Source organism: Clostridium sp. BSD2780061688st1 H5, assembly GCF_005845155.1.
GTDB classification, from domain to species: domain Bacteria; phylum Bacillota; class Clostridia; order Lachnospirales; family Lachnospiraceae; genus Claveliimonas; species Claveliimonas intestinigallinarum.
On record NZ_SPGT01000007.1, the window covers coordinates 72,476 to 86,078 of the forward strand.

At 56.0% G+C, this 13,603-nt stretch carries 14 protein-coding genes; 11 read left to right on the forward strand and 3 right to left on the reverse strand.

The annotated features are described in order from the left end of the window. Positions 1–13: 13 nt before the first annotated feature. The 3 genes from FGQ86_RS06240 to FGQ86_RS06250 are packed head-to-tail and all read right to left on the reverse strand — an operon-like array spanning position 14 to position 2,629. Entirely contained in the window at positions 14–526 is a 513-nt protein-coding gene (locus tag FGQ86_RS06240) for a DUF4364 family protein (RefSeq protein WP_138303231.1), read from the reverse strand. Continuing rightward, positions 519–1,481, reverse strand: a complete 963-nt coding sequence (locus FGQ86_RS06245; RefSeq protein WP_347562484.1) for a TIGR01212 family radical SAM protein — start codon at positions 1,479–1,481, stop codon at positions 519–521. Before FGQ86_RS06245 ends, FGQ86_RS06240 begins: the two co-directional genes overlap by 8 nt. Further along, positions 1,481–2,629: an NADP-dependent malic enzyme gene (locus tag FGQ86_RS06250; RefSeq protein ID WP_138303232.1), complete on the reverse strand. Its 1,149-nt coding sequence runs from the start codon at positions 2,627–2,629 to the stop codon at positions 1,481–1,483. The genes FGQ86_RS06245 and FGQ86_RS06250 overlap by 1 nt, the downstream gene beginning before the upstream one ends. A gap of 214 nt (positions 2,630–2,843) precedes the next feature. On the opposite strand from FGQ86_RS06250, the gene rho reads away from it, so the two are divergent. The 11 genes from rho (at position 2,844) to FGQ86_RS06305 (ending at position 13,602) form a co-directional block, all read left to right on the forward strand. Beyond that, entirely contained in the window at positions 2,844–4,343 is a 1,500-nt protein-coding gene (rho, locus tag FGQ86_RS06255) for a transcription termination factor Rho (protein WP_138303233.1), read from the forward strand. A gap of 98 nt (positions 4,344–4,441) precedes the next feature. Beyond that, a complete protein-coding gene (rpmE, locus tag FGQ86_RS06260) occupies positions 4,442–4,645 on the forward strand; it encodes a 50S ribosomal protein L31 (RefSeq protein WP_033124288.1) in 204 nt (67 codons plus the stop codon). 70 nt (positions 4,646–4,715) lie between these two features. After that, a complete protein-coding gene (locus FGQ86_RS06265) occupies positions 4,716–5,657 on the forward strand; it encodes a DUF1385 domain-containing protein (protein WP_033124287.1) in 942 nt (313 codons plus the stop codon). Then, positions 5,620–6,501, forward strand: a complete 882-nt coding sequence (gene prmC / locus FGQ86_RS06270) for a peptide chain release factor N(5)-glutamine methyltransferase (protein ID WP_138303234.1) — start codon at positions 5,620–5,622, stop codon at positions 6,499–6,501. Before FGQ86_RS06265 ends, prmC begins: the two co-directional genes overlap by 38 nt. Before the next feature lie 28 nt (positions 6,502–6,529). Beyond that, entirely contained in the window at positions 6,530–7,603 is a 1,074-nt protein-coding gene (gene prfA, locus FGQ86_RS06275) for a peptide chain release factor 1 (protein ID WP_033124285.1), read from the forward strand. A 33-nt stretch (positions 7,604–7,636) separates the two neighbouring features. After that, a complete protein-coding gene (locus tag FGQ86_RS06280) occupies positions 7,637–8,542 on the forward strand; it encodes a phosphatidylglycerol lysyltransferase domain-containing protein (protein WP_138303235.1) in 906 nt (301 codons plus the stop codon). A gap of 56 nt (positions 8,543–8,598) precedes the next feature. Beyond that, on the forward strand, positions 8,599–9,786 hold the full coding sequence (locus FGQ86_RS06285; protein ID WP_138303236.1) for a pyridoxal phosphate-dependent aminotransferase: 1,188 nt from the start codon (positions 8,599–8,601) through the stop codon (positions 9,784–9,786). 16 nt (positions 9,787–9,802) lie between these two features. Continuing rightward, positions 9,803–10,864: a histidinol-phosphate transaminase gene (gene hisC / locus FGQ86_RS06290; protein ID WP_138303237.1), complete on the forward strand. Its 1,062-nt coding sequence runs from the start codon at positions 9,803–9,805 to the stop codon at positions 10,862–10,864. Between the two features lie 3 nt (positions 10,865–10,867). Beyond that, entirely contained in the window at positions 10,868–11,716 is an 849-nt protein-coding gene (locus FGQ86_RS06295) for a DUF368 domain-containing protein (RefSeq protein WP_138303238.1), read from the forward strand. A 32-nt stretch (positions 11,717–11,748) separates the two neighbouring features. Next, the gene (locus tag FGQ86_RS06300) at positions 11,749–12,567 is read left to right on the forward strand and encodes an AraC family transcriptional regulator (protein WP_138303239.1); all 819 of its coding nucleotides are present in this window, start codon (positions 11,749–11,751) and stop codon (positions 12,565–12,567) included. A gap of 6 nt (positions 12,568–12,573) precedes the next feature. After that, positions 12,574–13,602, forward strand: coding sequence for a substrate-binding domain-containing protein (locus tag FGQ86_RS06305; RefSeq protein ID WP_138303240.1), 1,029 nt, complete (start codon positions 12,574–12,576; stop codon positions 13,600–13,602). Position 13,603: the final 1 nt, after the last annotated feature.

Genomic DNA, 13,603 nt, shown 5'->3' on the forward strand with positions numbered 1-13,603 from the left:
TAAATCAGATGCTTTACAGGAGATTTTGCATGATGAGTGCATAGATCTCCTGGTTTTTTTTACTCCAGTTGTTGGAGATAGTCTCCGCCTCCGCCTCAGAGGGGACGGTCAGGGTCAGGTCGATGAGAGGCTGGTTGTTCTCGATGACCTGGCAGCGGACCGTGAATTCCGCGCCGGAGCCGGGGAAATAGTCGGACTTCACGGACACTTCATTTTTCAGCTCATAGTGCTTTTCCTTCAGGAATTCGTTGATGTCCTTCTGGATGGCATCGGAGATCTTGTTCCGGAAGAAGTGGATGGTCTCCTCGCCGTCCTCAGTCAGATGGTAGAAGGTCCTGCTGTGGGTCGCCTCCTCCCGGATAAATCCGGACTCAGTCAGCTCGGAAAGAGCCTGCTGGAGTTTGAAGTAGGTGGTGTAGCCCTTGTCCAGGATAAACCCGGAGATCTGGGCGTTTGTCAGCGGAAAATCCACTTTGTCCAGCATGTACAGTATGATCAGCTTGTATAGTGTAAATGGTTCAGACATGTATATAACTCCTTCCCTGCCAGATATGCTGGCGTTTCAGATAGGCGTGGAACTGGTTCAGCACGTACCGCTTGTTTCCGGTCCACAGGGGTGCGATGAGAAGCTCCTTTGGACCGTCTCCCGTGAGCCTGTGGATGACGATGTCGGGGCGCAGCATGCCAAGGCAGCCCCCCAGCACCCGGAAATAGTCCTCCATGCAGGGGATGAAAAAGGGGTGCGACTCATAGAAGCCAGCCAGATCTGTCCCTTTTAAAATATGCAGAAGCTGCAGCTTTATGCCCTGGATATCCATCCGGTTCAGCTGACGGATGGTCTGGTACATATCTTCCTGCGTCTCCCCCGGGAGAAAGAGGATCACGTGGACGATCACATCCAGCCCGGCGGCCCGCAGGTCCCGGACAGCCTGCTCAAACACGGGAAATGTGTAGCCTCTGCGGATGAAGGCGGCAGTCCTCTCGTGGATGGTCTGCAGGCCAAGCTCCACCCACACCGGCTTGATCTGGTTTACCTCTTTGAGGAGCTCCAGCACCTTATGTCCCAGGCAGTCCGGCCTGGTGGCGATGGAGAGGGCCCGGATATCCGGGTGGGAGGCCGCCTCCAGGAAGAGGCGGCGCAGCCGGGACACAGGCCCGTAGGTGTTGGTGTAGGCCTGGAAGTAGGCGATGTAGCCGCTTCCTTTAAATTTTCCGGCTGACTGCTGCTTCCCGGACTCGATCTGCTCCGTGATGGACAGGCGCCGGTCCGAGGCGAAATCCCCGGAGCCACCCTGGCTGCAGAAGATGCAGCCCCTCTCGCCCAGGGTGCCGTCCCGGTTGGGGCAGGTGAGACCGGCGTCCAGGGAGATCTTGTAGAGCTTTTCCCCGAAGGTCTGCCGGATGTGGTAGTCCAGGCTGTGGTAGGGCCTGCCGCTCCAGTATACGGGCTTTCTCGCCAGAGCTTCCGTCAGATTTTCCACTAGATCAGTTCCTTTACGGCTCTGCTCACCACGTCTGCCACGCGGGGGTCAAAGGCCTCCGGAAGGATGTTGTCCTCGCTCAGCTCCTCGTCCGGCACCAGGCCTGCGATGGCGTGGGCGGCGGCCAGCTTCATCTCCTCCGTGATCTGGGTGGCCCGCCCCTCCAGAGCTCCCTTGAAGATGCCCGGGAAGGCGACTACGTTGTTGACCTGATTGGGGAAGTCAGAGCGGCCTGTTCCCACGACTCTCGCGCCGGCCTCCTTGGCCAGATCCGGCATGATCTCCGGAACCGGGTTTGCCATGGCAAAGAGGATAGAGTCCTTGTTCATGGACGCCACCATCTCCTGTGTCACGATGCCGGGTGCGGACACGCCCACGAAGATGTCGGCTCCTTTGAGAGCGTCTGCCAGTGTGCCGGTCTTCTTTTCCAGGTTGGTGACCTTGGCCATCTCCTTTTGCATCCAGTTGAGATTTTCAGAGTGCTCCCCGATGATGCCGTTAATATCGCACATGGTCACATGGGGGAAGCCGTAGGTGAGGAGCAGCTTGGTGATGGCCACGCCGGCGCTTCCGGCGCCGTTCACTACCACCTGCACGTCTTCCTTTTTCTTTCCCGTCACTTTCATGGCGTTGATGATACCTGCCAGCACTACGATAGCTGTCCCGTGCTGGTCATCGTGGAACACCGGGATATTAAGGAGCTCTTTTAAGCGGGACTCGATCTCAAAGCAGCGGGGGGCACTGATGTCCTCCAGGTTGATGCCGCCGAAGGCGGGGGCGATGTTGACCACTGTTTTGATGATCTCCTCCGTGTCCTGGGTGTCCAGGCAGATGGGCACCGCGTTGACGCCGCCGAACTCCTTGAAGAGGACTGCCTTCCCCTCCATGACGGGCATGGCTGCCAGGGCGCCAATGTTTCCGAGACCAAGGACCGCGCTCCCGTCAGACACCACGGCCACTGTGTTGGCCTTCATGGTGTAAGTGTAGGCCGCCTCCTTGTTCTCTGCGATCACTTTGCAGGGCTCCGCCACGCCAGGTGTGTAGGCGATGGACAGATCCTCCCGGGAGCTGACGTGGGCCTTGGCCGTCGTCTCCAGCTTTCCGTTCCATTCTCTGTGCATTTCAAGGGCTTTTTCCTGTAATGTCATATGAATTCCACCTTCTTCTTTTCGTCTTTTTATACCGCTTATAATCATAACATTCATTTATTTGCGGCGCAATAAAAAACATTTCTATAAAATTGGGGGTTTAAAAATCGGGAAAGGTATTGTATAATAAGCCTATATTTCAGTTCGGTCAAGTCAGACTAACAATCCCGAAAACATAAAGATAAACAAACAGTGAAAGAAAGGATTAGTTTATATGCGAGAAAAATATGAGTCTCTTTCCCTTGCCACGCTGAAGGATCTTGCGAAAGCGAGAGGACTGAAAGGTATCTCCGGCCTGAAGAAGGCGGAGCTTATCGAGCGTATGCTTGAGGAGGATGAAAAGGATAAACAGAAAGCGGAGAAGGCGGAGGAGAAATCTGCCGACAGACCTGCGGAGAACAGAAGCGCCTCGCGGGGGGACAGGCATGAGAGGTCTGATCAGCACCGCCAGGAGGGGCATCGCAAAAATATGAAAAATGTGAACGCAAACCACTCTGATATGAACCAGGTGAAGCTGACTGAGGACAATGTAAAAGAGCTGTCCGCCAACACGGGAGACCGGGAGATCCATGACATAGACCGCCTGGACAGCGGCATTACAGCCCACGGCATCCTGGAGGTCATGCCCGACGGGTACGGTTTCATCCGGTGCGAGAACTATCTGCCCGGGGACAACGACGTGTACGTGTCCCCCTCCCAGATCCGCAGATTTAATCTGAAGACCGGGGATATCCTGGAGGGAAACACGAGGATCAAGACACAGCAGGAGAAATTCAGCGCTCTTCTGTACCTGTCCAGGATCAATGATATCCATCCCGCCGTGGCGGCCAGAAGGCCCAACTTTGAGGATCTGACCCCCATCTTCCCCAACGAGCGGCTGTCCCTTGAGAGCGGCATGAGCAGCACAGCCATGCGTATCATGGATCTGCTCTCCCCCATCGGAAAAGGGCAGAGAGGTATGATCGTGTCCCCGCCGAAGGCAGGAAAGACTACCCTCCTCAAGGAGGTGGCCCTCTCTGTCAAGAGGAATAATCCGGAGATCCATCTGCTCATCCTCCTCATCGACGAGCGCCCCGAGGAGGTGACAGACATCAAGGAGACCATCGCGGGAAAGAACGTGGAGGTCATCTACTCCACCTTTGATGAGCTGCCGGATCACCACAAGAGGGTGTCCGAGATGGTGATCGAGCGGGCCAAGAGGCTTGTGGAGCACGGCAAGGACGTGATGATCCTTCTGGACAGCATCACCAGGCTGGCCAGGGCCTACAACCTGATCGTGCCGCCTTCAGGGCGCACCCTCTCCGGAGGTCTGGATCCGGCGGCCCTGCACATGCCCAAGAGGTTCTTCGGAGCGGCCAGAAACATCCGGGAGGGCGGAAGCCTGACGATCCTGGCCACAGCCCTTGTGGACACGGGAAGCAAGATGGACGATGTGATCTACGAGGAGTTCAAGGGAACAGGAAACATGGAGCTTGTGCTGGACAGAAAGCTGTCTGAGAGGCGTATGTTCCCGGCTATCGACATTCCCCAGTCCGGCACAAGGCGGGAGGATCTGCTTCTTTCAAGGGAAGAGCAGGAGGCCGTCACATCCATGCGCCGTGCTCTCAACGGCATGAGGGCGGAGGAGGCCGTAGACAATATCCTCAACATGTTCACACGCACCCGGTCCAACAGGGAGCTTGTGCAGCTTGTAAAAAAGACAAAAATAATCTAGACAAGAGTAAAGTTTTGTGATACAATTACAGAGCTGTTTAGAAAAAGAATAAGATTATTGCGCTCTGGCGCGAGAGAATAAAGAAGAGGTGAAAGGCAATGAAAGAAGGAATACATCCAGCTTACTATCAGGCAACTGTAACATGCAACTGTGGAAACACATTTGTGACCGGTTCTACAAAAGAAGATATCCACGTAGAAATCTGCTCCAAGTGCCATCCGTTCTACACAGGACAGCAGAAAGCCGCTCAGGCTCGCGGACGTGTAGATAAGTTCAACAAGAAATACGGCCTGGACAAATAAGATGACAGTGAAAGGGTTGAGATTTTACGATCTCAACCCTTTTTCATAGCAGGAATTAAGGAGGACATCTATGAAATCTTCGAATATAGGCGGCCAGGCGGTCCTGGAAGGGATCATGATGAAGCACAGAGAGGAGTATGCCGTGGCGGTGAGGAAGCCGGACGGACAGATCGAGGTGAGCCGGGACCGCTACACGGGGATCGCCGGCAGAGTGGGCGCCCTGGCAAGGGTTCCCTTTATCCGGGGGATTTTCAATTTTGTAGATTCCCTTGTGCTGGGGATGAAGACCCTCACCTGGTCGGCCAGCTTTTTTGAGGACGAGGAGGAAGAGAAAAAGGAGCTGACAAAGGACCAGGAGGAGCAAAAGGAGAGACAGGAAAAGTGGATCATGCGGGGCGTTGTGGCTTTCTCCGTTGTGTTGGCGGTGGGCATCTTCATGGTGCTTCCCTATTTCCTGTCCGGACTTTTGGAGCCCCTTGTCCCCTCCTATCATGTGCGAACCGTGATCGAAGGCTTCGTGCGCATCGGTATCTTTATCGTCTATATCCTCCTCATTTCCAGGACGGAGGATATCCAGCGCACCTTTATGTACCACGGGGCGGAGCACAAGTGCATCAACTGCATTGAGCACGGCCTTCCCCTGACGGTGGAGAACGTGCGGATCAGCTCCAGGCAGCACAAGAGATGCGGCACCAGCTTTCTCTTCTTTGTCCTGCTGATCAGCATCATCCTGCTGCTCCTCGTCCAGGTGGAGTCCCCGGTCATGCGGGGGGCCGTGCGCATCGCCCTTCTGCCGGTCATCGCGGGGATTTCCTACGAGGTGCTCAAGGCCGCGGGAAATTCAGACAATCCGGTCATTAATCTGCTCAGCATGCCGGGACTTGGCATACAGAGACTGACCACAAAGGAGCCGGATGACAGTATGATCGAGGTGGCCATCCAGGCGGTGGAGGCTGTCTTTGACTGGAGGGAATATGAGAGAGAAAACTTTGGCACAGACCGGGCAGCTTAGGGCCCTTGTGAGGGAGGCGGCGGAAAAGCTGTTTGAGGCCGGGATCGAGGAGGCGCACCTGGACGCCAGACTTCTTCTGGAGTATGCCGCCGGCATCACTGTCCAGGACTACATGATGGATCCCTTCCAGGTGCTGCCGGAGGAGAAAGTGCGGGCCTACCACGAGGCGGTGGAGAAGCGGGCCGCCAGGATCCCTCTGCAGCACATCAACGGGCAGCAGGAATTCATGGGATATCCCTTCCGTGTCAATGAGCACGTGCTGATCCCAAGGCAGGACACGGAGACGTTGGTGGAGTGCGCTCTGGAGAAGCTGGAGCCGGAGATGGAGGTACTGGATCTTTGCACCGGTTCCGGGTGCATCGCCGCCAGCCTCTATTTAATAGGAAAAAAGCAGGGGAAGGTGTTCCCGGATCGCTGTTTTGACGCGGCAGACATCTCGGCGGAGGCCCTTGACACAGCGAGGGAGAACTGCCGGGCGCTGGGGGCGCAGGTACGCCTGATACACAGTGACCTTTTTGAGAGGATCGAAGGCTCCTACGACATGATCGTGTCCAACCCGCCCTACATCAGGCGCGGCGTCATAGAGGGGCTGCAGGAGGAAGTGCGGCTGCACGACCCCTACATCGCCCTGGACGGCCACGAGGACGGCCTTTACTTCTATCGCCGGATTGCCGATGAGGCGGGCCGGCATCTGAAGCGGGGCGGATGGGTTCTCCTGGAGGTCGGACATGACCAGAGTAAGGACGTGTCCCGGCTCCTTGCGGAGGCCGGATTTACCTGCATCCAGGGGAAAAAGGATCTGGCCGGACTTGACCGTGTTGTCATGGGCATGTACAATAAATAAAGTGCAATGAATAGTAGGAGGAGAGAACATGTTTGATAAATTGGACGATCTGCTCGTGCGCTATGAGGAAATCATGAACGAGCTGTCAGAGCCGGGCGTGGCGGACAATCAGGACCGCTTCCGGAAGCTGATGAAGGAGCAGAATGACCTGGCCCCTATTGTGGAGGCATATAAAGAGTACAAGGCAAACAACCAGGCCATCGAGGACAGCCTGGTGATGCTGGAGGAAGAGACAGACGAGGAGATGAAGGAGCTGGCCAAGGAGGAGCTGAGTGAGTCCAAGGCCAGAGTGGAGGAGCTGGAGCAGAAGCTGAAGATCCTCCTTCTCCCCAAGGACCCCAACGATGACAAGAACGTTATCGTGGAGATCCGCGCCGGAGCGGGCGGCGATGAGGCGGCTCTCTTCGCAGCCGAGATCTACCGCATGTACGTCCACTACGCGGAGAGCCGCAGGTGGAAGACAGAGCTGATCTCTGTCAATGAGAACGGCATCGGCGGCTTCAAGGAGGTGGTCTTTATGATCACCGGCCAGGGGGCCTACTCCAGGCTGAAGTACGAGAGCGGCGTCCACCGTGTGCAGAGGGTGCCGGAGACAGAGAGCGGCGGCCGCATTCACACATCCACCATCACCGTGGCCATCATGCCCGAGGCGGAGGATGTGGACGTGGTCATCGATGAGAAGGATATCCGCATCGACGTCATGCGAGCCTCCGGAAACGGCGGACAGTGCGTCAACACCACGGACTCGGCTGTCCGTCTGACCCACTACCCCACAGGCATCGTGATCTACAGCCAGACAGAGAAGTCCCAGCTCCAGAACAAGGAGAAGGCCTTCCGGCTCCTGAGATCCAAGCTCTATGACCTGGAGCTGGAGAAGCAGCAGGCATCCCAGGCGGAGGCCCGCAGAAGTCAGATCGGCACAGGGGACCGGTCCGAGAAGATCCGGACCTACAACTTCCCCCAGGGACGAGTGACAGACCACCGGATCAAGCTTACCCTCCACAAGCTGGACAGTGTGATGAACGGGGATCTGGACGAGATCATCGACAGCCTGATCGCGGCGGACCAGGCGGCCAAGCTGGCGAATATGAACGAAGAATAGACAGAGTTTAAGGAGAATAAGGACTGATATTGTATGTTGGAATTTGATTTTAAGAGGCCCCAGCTGGAGGACAAGGAAGTGATTTCCCATTATTTTAAGCATCACACCAGCCGCAGCTGTGAGCGGACCTTTGTGAATGTATTTCTCTGGGCAAGGTTTTACAATGTGACCTTTGCCATCATTGAGGACACCCTCGTCTTCAAGAGCGAGGATGAGGACAGCTTTGCCTTCGCCTACCCGGCGGGAGAGGCGGGCAACGTAAGGAAAGCTCTGGACAGGCTGTATGAGTACAGCCAGGAGCGGGGCGTGCCCTTCCGGCTGTACAATGTGACGCCGGACCACTTTGACCAGATAGAGGGCTGGTATCCGGGACGCTTCCAGATTGAGTACAACGAGGACATTGCGGACTATGTGTACGAGTCGGAGAAGCTGTGCACTCTGGCGGGCAAGAAGCTTCACGGCAAGCGGAACCACATCAACAAGTTCAAGTCTCTCTACGAAGGGCGGTGGAGCTATGAGACCATGTCAGGCGACAATGTGGAGGAGTGCTTCCAGATGGCGCTGAAGTGGAGGAACCAGAACGGCTGTGACGACGACCCGGAGAAGAACTCCGAGATGTGCGTCACTTTGAATTCCCTGCGGCTTTTCAGGGAGCTGGAGCTGACAGGGGGTATCCTCAGGGTGGATGGCCGGATCGTGGCATTCACCATCGGGGAGCCGGTCTGTTCGGACACCTTTGTGGTGCACATCGAGAAGGCCTTCCCGGATGTGCAGGGCGCCTACACCATGATCAATCAGCAGTTTGTGGAGCACGAGTGCATGGATTACAGGTATGTCAACCGTGAAGAAGACACGGGGGACGAGGGGCTTCGCAAGGCAAAGCGCTCCTATCGGCCTGTGTTCATGGTGGAAAAGGGCGTTGTGACAGAAAAAAAATAGGGACGGCGCCGCCGGGGAGGCGGACGCTGCCTGTGCAGGATAAGGAGGAAAAAGAAATGATCGCAGATAAGATGAAGGGAATGGTGGCCAACAGCTCGGCTATCCGCGCCATGTTCGAGGAGGGCACAAGGATGGCAGAGCTGTATGGTGCGGAGAACGTGTATGATTTCAGCCTGGGCAACCCCAATGTGCCGGCTCCCGCCTCTGTGAAGAAGGCGATTATCGAGCTTCTTGATGAGGAGGACCCGGTGGTGCTCCACGGCTACACCAACAGCAACAGCGGCTACGCGGACGTGAGAGAGACAGTGGCCCAGTCCTTGAACCGGCGTTTCGGAACCTCCTTTGAGGGAAAAAACATAATCATGACCGTTGGGGCAGCAGGGGGGCTCAACGTGATCCTGAAGACATTGCTGAACCCGGGGGACGAGGTCATTACCTTTGCGCCCTACTTTGGAGAGTACCGCTCCTACACGAACAACTATGACGGAGTTCTCGTAGAAGTATCTCCCGACACAGCCACCTTCCAGCCCAAACTGGACGAGTTCGAGACAAAGATCACCCCGAAGACAAAGGCGGTTATTGTCAACACCCCCAACAACCCAACCGGTGTCGTGTACTCTGAGGATACCATCAAAAGGCTGGCGGCCATCATGGAGGCAAAGCAGAAGGAGTTCGGAACAGATATTTACCTCATCTCCGATGAGCCTTACCGTGAGCTGGTGTACGACAAAGTGGAGGTTCCCTATCTGACGAAATACTACGCCAACACGATTGTCGGCTATTCCTACAGCAAGTCCCTGTCCCTGCCGGGAGAGCGGATCGGCTACCTGGTCATCCCGGACGAGGTGACGGACAGCGAGACCGTGCTCTCTGCCGCCAATGTGGCCACCCGCATCCTGGGATTTGTGAACGCCCCCACTCTGCAGCAGAAGGTGGTGGCAAAGTGCATCGACGAGGAGACAGACATCTCCTTCTACGACAGGAACCGGGAGACTCTCTACGGCGGCCTGAAGGAGTGCGGCTTTGAGTGCATCAAGCCGGAGGGGGCCTTCTACCTCTTTGTAAAATCTCCGGTGGAGGATGAGAAGGAATTCTGCGCGGCGGCCAAGAAATACCACATCCTCATGGTGCCGGGAAGCTCCTTTGCCTGCCCGGGCTACGTGCGGCTGGCCTACTGCGTGTCCCACGAGACCATTGTGAATTCGCTTCCGGGGTTCAGGGAGCTGGCCAAAGAGTATTTCTAGAGAGGACGGACAACGCATGGAAGCATTTGAGCGAAATATACGGAAAGTGGAACCCTACGTGCCGGGTGAGCAGCCCCGGCAGAGGGTGGTCAAGCTGAATACAAATGAAAATCCCTACCCCCCGGCGCCGGGGGTGGAGCGGGCTCTTAAGGAGCTTGACACGGCGGATTTCCGCCTGTATCCGGATCCGGCCTGCAGCGTGCTGGTGGACGCCATCGCGGATTTCTACAAGGTGGGAAGAGATCAGGTGTTCGTGGGAGTGGGCTCCGACGATGTCCTGTCCCTGTGCTTCCTCACCTTTTTCAACTCGGATAAACCGATCCTTTTTCCGGACATCACCTACTCCTTCTACAAGGTATGGGCCCAGCTGTACCGCATCCCGTATGAGTGCAAGAGGGTGGATGAGCAGTTTCGGATCGTTCGGGAGGACTACTACGGGGAGAACGGGGGCGTCATTTTTCCCAACCCCAACGCACCCACGGCCCTCTACGAGGATCTGGAGCTTGTGGAGGATATCCTTCGCCACAACCGGGATGTGATCGTCATTGTGGACGAGGCCTACATAGACTATGCGGGGCCGTCGGCTGTGGAGCTGGTGGACCGGTACGACAATCTTATCGTGACCCAGACCTTCTCCAAGTCCCGGTCCATGGCGGGCATGCGCATCGGATATGCCATTGCGAATCCGAAGCTGATCCGGTATCTGAACGATGTGAAATACTCATTCAACTCCTACACTCTGAACCGTGCCTCCCTCGTGTGCGGGGCGGAGGCGGTAAAGGACCGGGCCTATTTTGAGGAGACGGTGGAGAAGATCAAAGCCACGCGGGAGAGAGCCATGGAGAGGCTTGGAAGCCTTGGCTTTTCCTGTACAAGGTCTAGCGCCAACTTCCTCTTTGCTACCCATCCGGACTGCGACGCGAGGGAGCTCTTTGAGGCGCTGAAGAGAGAGGGCATCTACGTACGCTGGTGGGATAGCGAGAAAATCCGCCAGTACATGCGCATCACAGTGGGAACGGATGAGGAGATGGAAAAGCTCTTTGCCTTCCTGGAACAATATCTTTCAAAAGGGGAATAAAACATGTTAAGACTTATATTACAGGGAGTTGTGGTCGGAGTGGCCAATATCATACCGGGAGTCAGCGGCGGAACCATGATGGTCGCCATGGGACTTTACGACAGGCTGATCCACGCCATCACCCATCTGAAGAGTGAATTTGGAAAGAGCATGAAGCTGATCCTTCCCATTCTGATAGGGGCGGCGCTTGCCATTGTGATCCTGTCCAGGGTGTTCGAGTTTCTTCTGGAGGTGTATCCGATCCCGACGAACTTTGCCTTCTGCGGACTCATCGCCGGCAGCCTTCCCTTTATCTTCCAGAAGGTGAAGGGCCACAGGCCGACCGTCAGCAGGATGATTCCGCTTCTCGTGTTCTTTGCCATTGTCATCCTGATGGCTGTCATGGGGGAGACAGGGGGAAAGGCGGCGGATGTGAGCTTTACCCTGGTCAACGAGATCAAGCTGCTGCTGGTGGGGATTATCGCCGCGGCCACGATGGTTATTCCGGGTGTGAGCGGCTCCATGATGCTGATGCTGCTGGGCTATTACGATACGATCCTTCGGACCATCAACCAGTTTATGGACGCCCTGTTTGCCTTTGACGTGCCGGAGCTTCTGGTGCGGTGCGGCATACTGATTCCCTTTGGCATCGGCGTGCTGCTGGGAATTTTTCTGATCGCCAAGATCATAGAATTTATTTTTGCCCGGGCAGAGATCCACGCGTACTACGCCATCATCGGCCTGATCGTGGCGTCTCCCCTGGCGATCCTCATCAAGATCGACTGGAGCACGTTCTCGATCCTCACACTTGCCGCGGGCATTGTGGCATTTGTGGCCGGCTGGTTTGTCGCAGGGCGCCTGGGAGGAGAATAGACTGACTCACAGAAACAGCCGGAGGTGCTTTTATGGAATATTCCCACGAGATCATAAGACCCAACGAGGACATCCCCTTCAAGCTTTTTGTGTTCGAGGGGAAGGACGGAAACTACATAAGGCAGAAGCACTGGCATCGGTCCATAGAGATATTCGCCCTCTTTGAGGGGGAGCTGACGTTCTTCATCAATGAGGAGGAATATCCCTTAAGGCCCGGTGAGTTTATGCTGGTCAATTCCAACGAGGTACACTCTGTATTTTCGCCAAGGGCAAACCAGACTATCGTGCTGCAGATACCGCTCTCTACGTTTGAAAATTACTACACTGATGAGCGGTTTATTTATTTTTCCCGCAGCTCCAGGCTCCAGGACGACGAGGTGATGAAGCTCATCGAGGATATGTACCGGACCTACAGGGCCAGGGAATGTGGCTACGAGCTGAAGGTACAGAGCCAGTTCTACATGCTGATCTACATCTTGGTGACAAAGTACCGGAAGATGGAGGTCAATCCGGAGATGGTGCGCATTGGGAAAAAGCTGAACCGCCTGTCCGCCATCACGGATTATATGAAAAAGAACTATAATAAGGAGCTGTCCCTGGAGACGCTGGCCAGAACCTTTGGCTACTCGCCCACCTATCTCTCCAGGATGTTCCGAAAGTATGCCAAGACAAACTATAAGGCCTACCTGGACGGCATCCGCCTGGAGCACGGCATGGAGCAGCTTGAGAGGACGGATCTCTCCATAGGGGAGATCGCGGTGCGGTGCGGCTTCCCAAACAGCAAGTCCTTTTCCAGAGCGTTCAGGGAGAAGTATGGGGTGCTGCCGAGCAGATTTCGAAAAGGGGACTGACAGGGAATGAAGTATTTTAAAGATAACAACCGGCTGATGTATGTGGTCATGGCAGCCACGGTCCTCCTTGCCCTGAGTATCATGGTCGGATTCAGTGTGTTTCTGAACCAGGACAGAGACGGGAAGAAGGGGGACGCGGACGATGGACAGAGATATGCCTACCATGTGGCCATGGTCAGCGGAGATACATCGGACGTGTTCTGGGAGTCTCTCTATGAAGAGGCCAGAAGCACCGGCGCCAGTGCCGGCATCTACGCGGAGAATTTCGGCGCTCTGCTGAACGAGGACTACACGGCCTCGGAGCTGATGCGCATGGCGATAGACTCAAGAGTGGACGGGATCATTGTGGAGACGGACGACACGGAGGATATAGAGGAGTTGATCGGCCAGGCGGAGGAGGCGGGCATCCCCGTCGTCACGCTGATGGAGGATATGCCGGAGAGCGGCCGTGTCAGCTACGTGGGGGCCAATGATTATACTCTGGGTGAGATGTACGGGCAGGAGGTGCTGAAGGCGGTGGGAAGTGACAGGACCAGCGCGAGCGCCGCGGTGCTCGTGCCGGTGAACGAGGAGGAAACCTCACCCAGCTTTATCTACACCGGCATCAGTGAGACGGTTGGCCGTGCCTCCGGAGCTATATCCGTGTCCACGGTGCGGACAGGGGAAGACAGGGAGTTCCTGTCAGAGGAGCGGGTGCGCAGCCTTCTGCTGGACGAGGAGAGCCGCCCGGATGTGCTTGTCTGCCTGAATGTGGTGGACACCATCAGCGCCTACCAGTGTGTCAGGGATTACAACCTGGTGGGGAAGGTGAAGATCATCGGCTACTACTCCTCCCCGGAAATACTGGAGGGTATCCAGAAGGGCATCATCGAGTCCACCATTGTGGTGGATGCCAGGGAGGCAGGGGAGCTGTGCATGCAGGCCATGGAGGAGTATCTGTCCCAGAGATACACAAGCGAGTACTTTCCGGTGTCTGTGAAGCTGGTCAATGAGGCAAACGTGGAAGAGTATATCCAGGAAGAAAGCGGGGAGTAAG

What these genes read in the sequence shown, in the direction of transcription:
- FGQ86_RS06240 (WP_138303231.1), bottom strand. Translation starts at nt 526, where the DNA reads ATGTCTGAACCATTTACACTATACAAGCTGATCATACTGTACATGCTG.
- FGQ86_RS06250 (WP_138303232.1), bottom strand. Translation starts at nt 2,629, where the DNA reads ATGACATTACAGGAAAAAGCCCTTGAAATGCACAGAGAATGGAACGGA.
- rho (WP_138303233.1), top strand. Translation starts at nt 2,844, where the DNA reads ATGCGAGAAAAATATGAGTCTCTTTCCCTTGCCACGCTGAAGGATCTT.
- rpmE (WP_033124288.1), top strand. Translation starts at nt 4,442, where the DNA reads ATGAAAGAAGGAATACATCCAGCTTACTATCAGGCAACTGTAACATGC.
- FGQ86_RS06265 (WP_033124287.1), top strand. Translation starts at nt 4,716, where the DNA reads ATGAAATCTTCGAATATAGGCGGCCAGGCGGTCCTGGAAGGGATCATG.
- prmC (WP_138303234.1), top strand. Translation starts at nt 5,620, where the DNA reads ATGAGAGAGAAAACTTTGGCACAGACCGGGCAGCTTAGGGCCCTTGTG.
- prfA (WP_033124285.1), top strand. Translation starts at nt 6,530, where the DNA reads ATGTTTGATAAATTGGACGATCTGCTCGTGCGCTATGAGGAAATCATG.
- FGQ86_RS06280 (WP_138303235.1), top strand. Translation starts at nt 7,637, where the DNA reads ATGTTGGAATTTGATTTTAAGAGGCCCCAGCTGGAGGACAAGGAAGTG.
- FGQ86_RS06285 (WP_138303236.1), top strand. Translation starts at nt 8,599, where the DNA reads ATGATCGCAGATAAGATGAAGGGAATGGTGGCCAACAGCTCGGCTATC.
- hisC (WP_138303237.1), top strand. Translation starts at nt 9,803, where the DNA reads ATGGAAGCATTTGAGCGAAATATACGGAAAGTGGAACCCTACGTGCCG.
- FGQ86_RS06295 (WP_138303238.1), top strand. Translation starts at nt 10,868, where the DNA reads ATGTTAAGACTTATATTACAGGGAGTTGTGGTCGGAGTGGCCAATATC.
- FGQ86_RS06300 (WP_138303239.1), top strand. Translation starts at nt 11,749, where the DNA reads ATGGAATATTCCCACGAGATCATAAGACCCAACGAGGACATCCCCTTC.
- FGQ86_RS06305 (WP_138303240.1), top strand. Translation starts at nt 12,574, where the DNA reads ATGAAGTATTTTAAAGATAACAACCGGCTGATGTATGTGGTCATGGCA.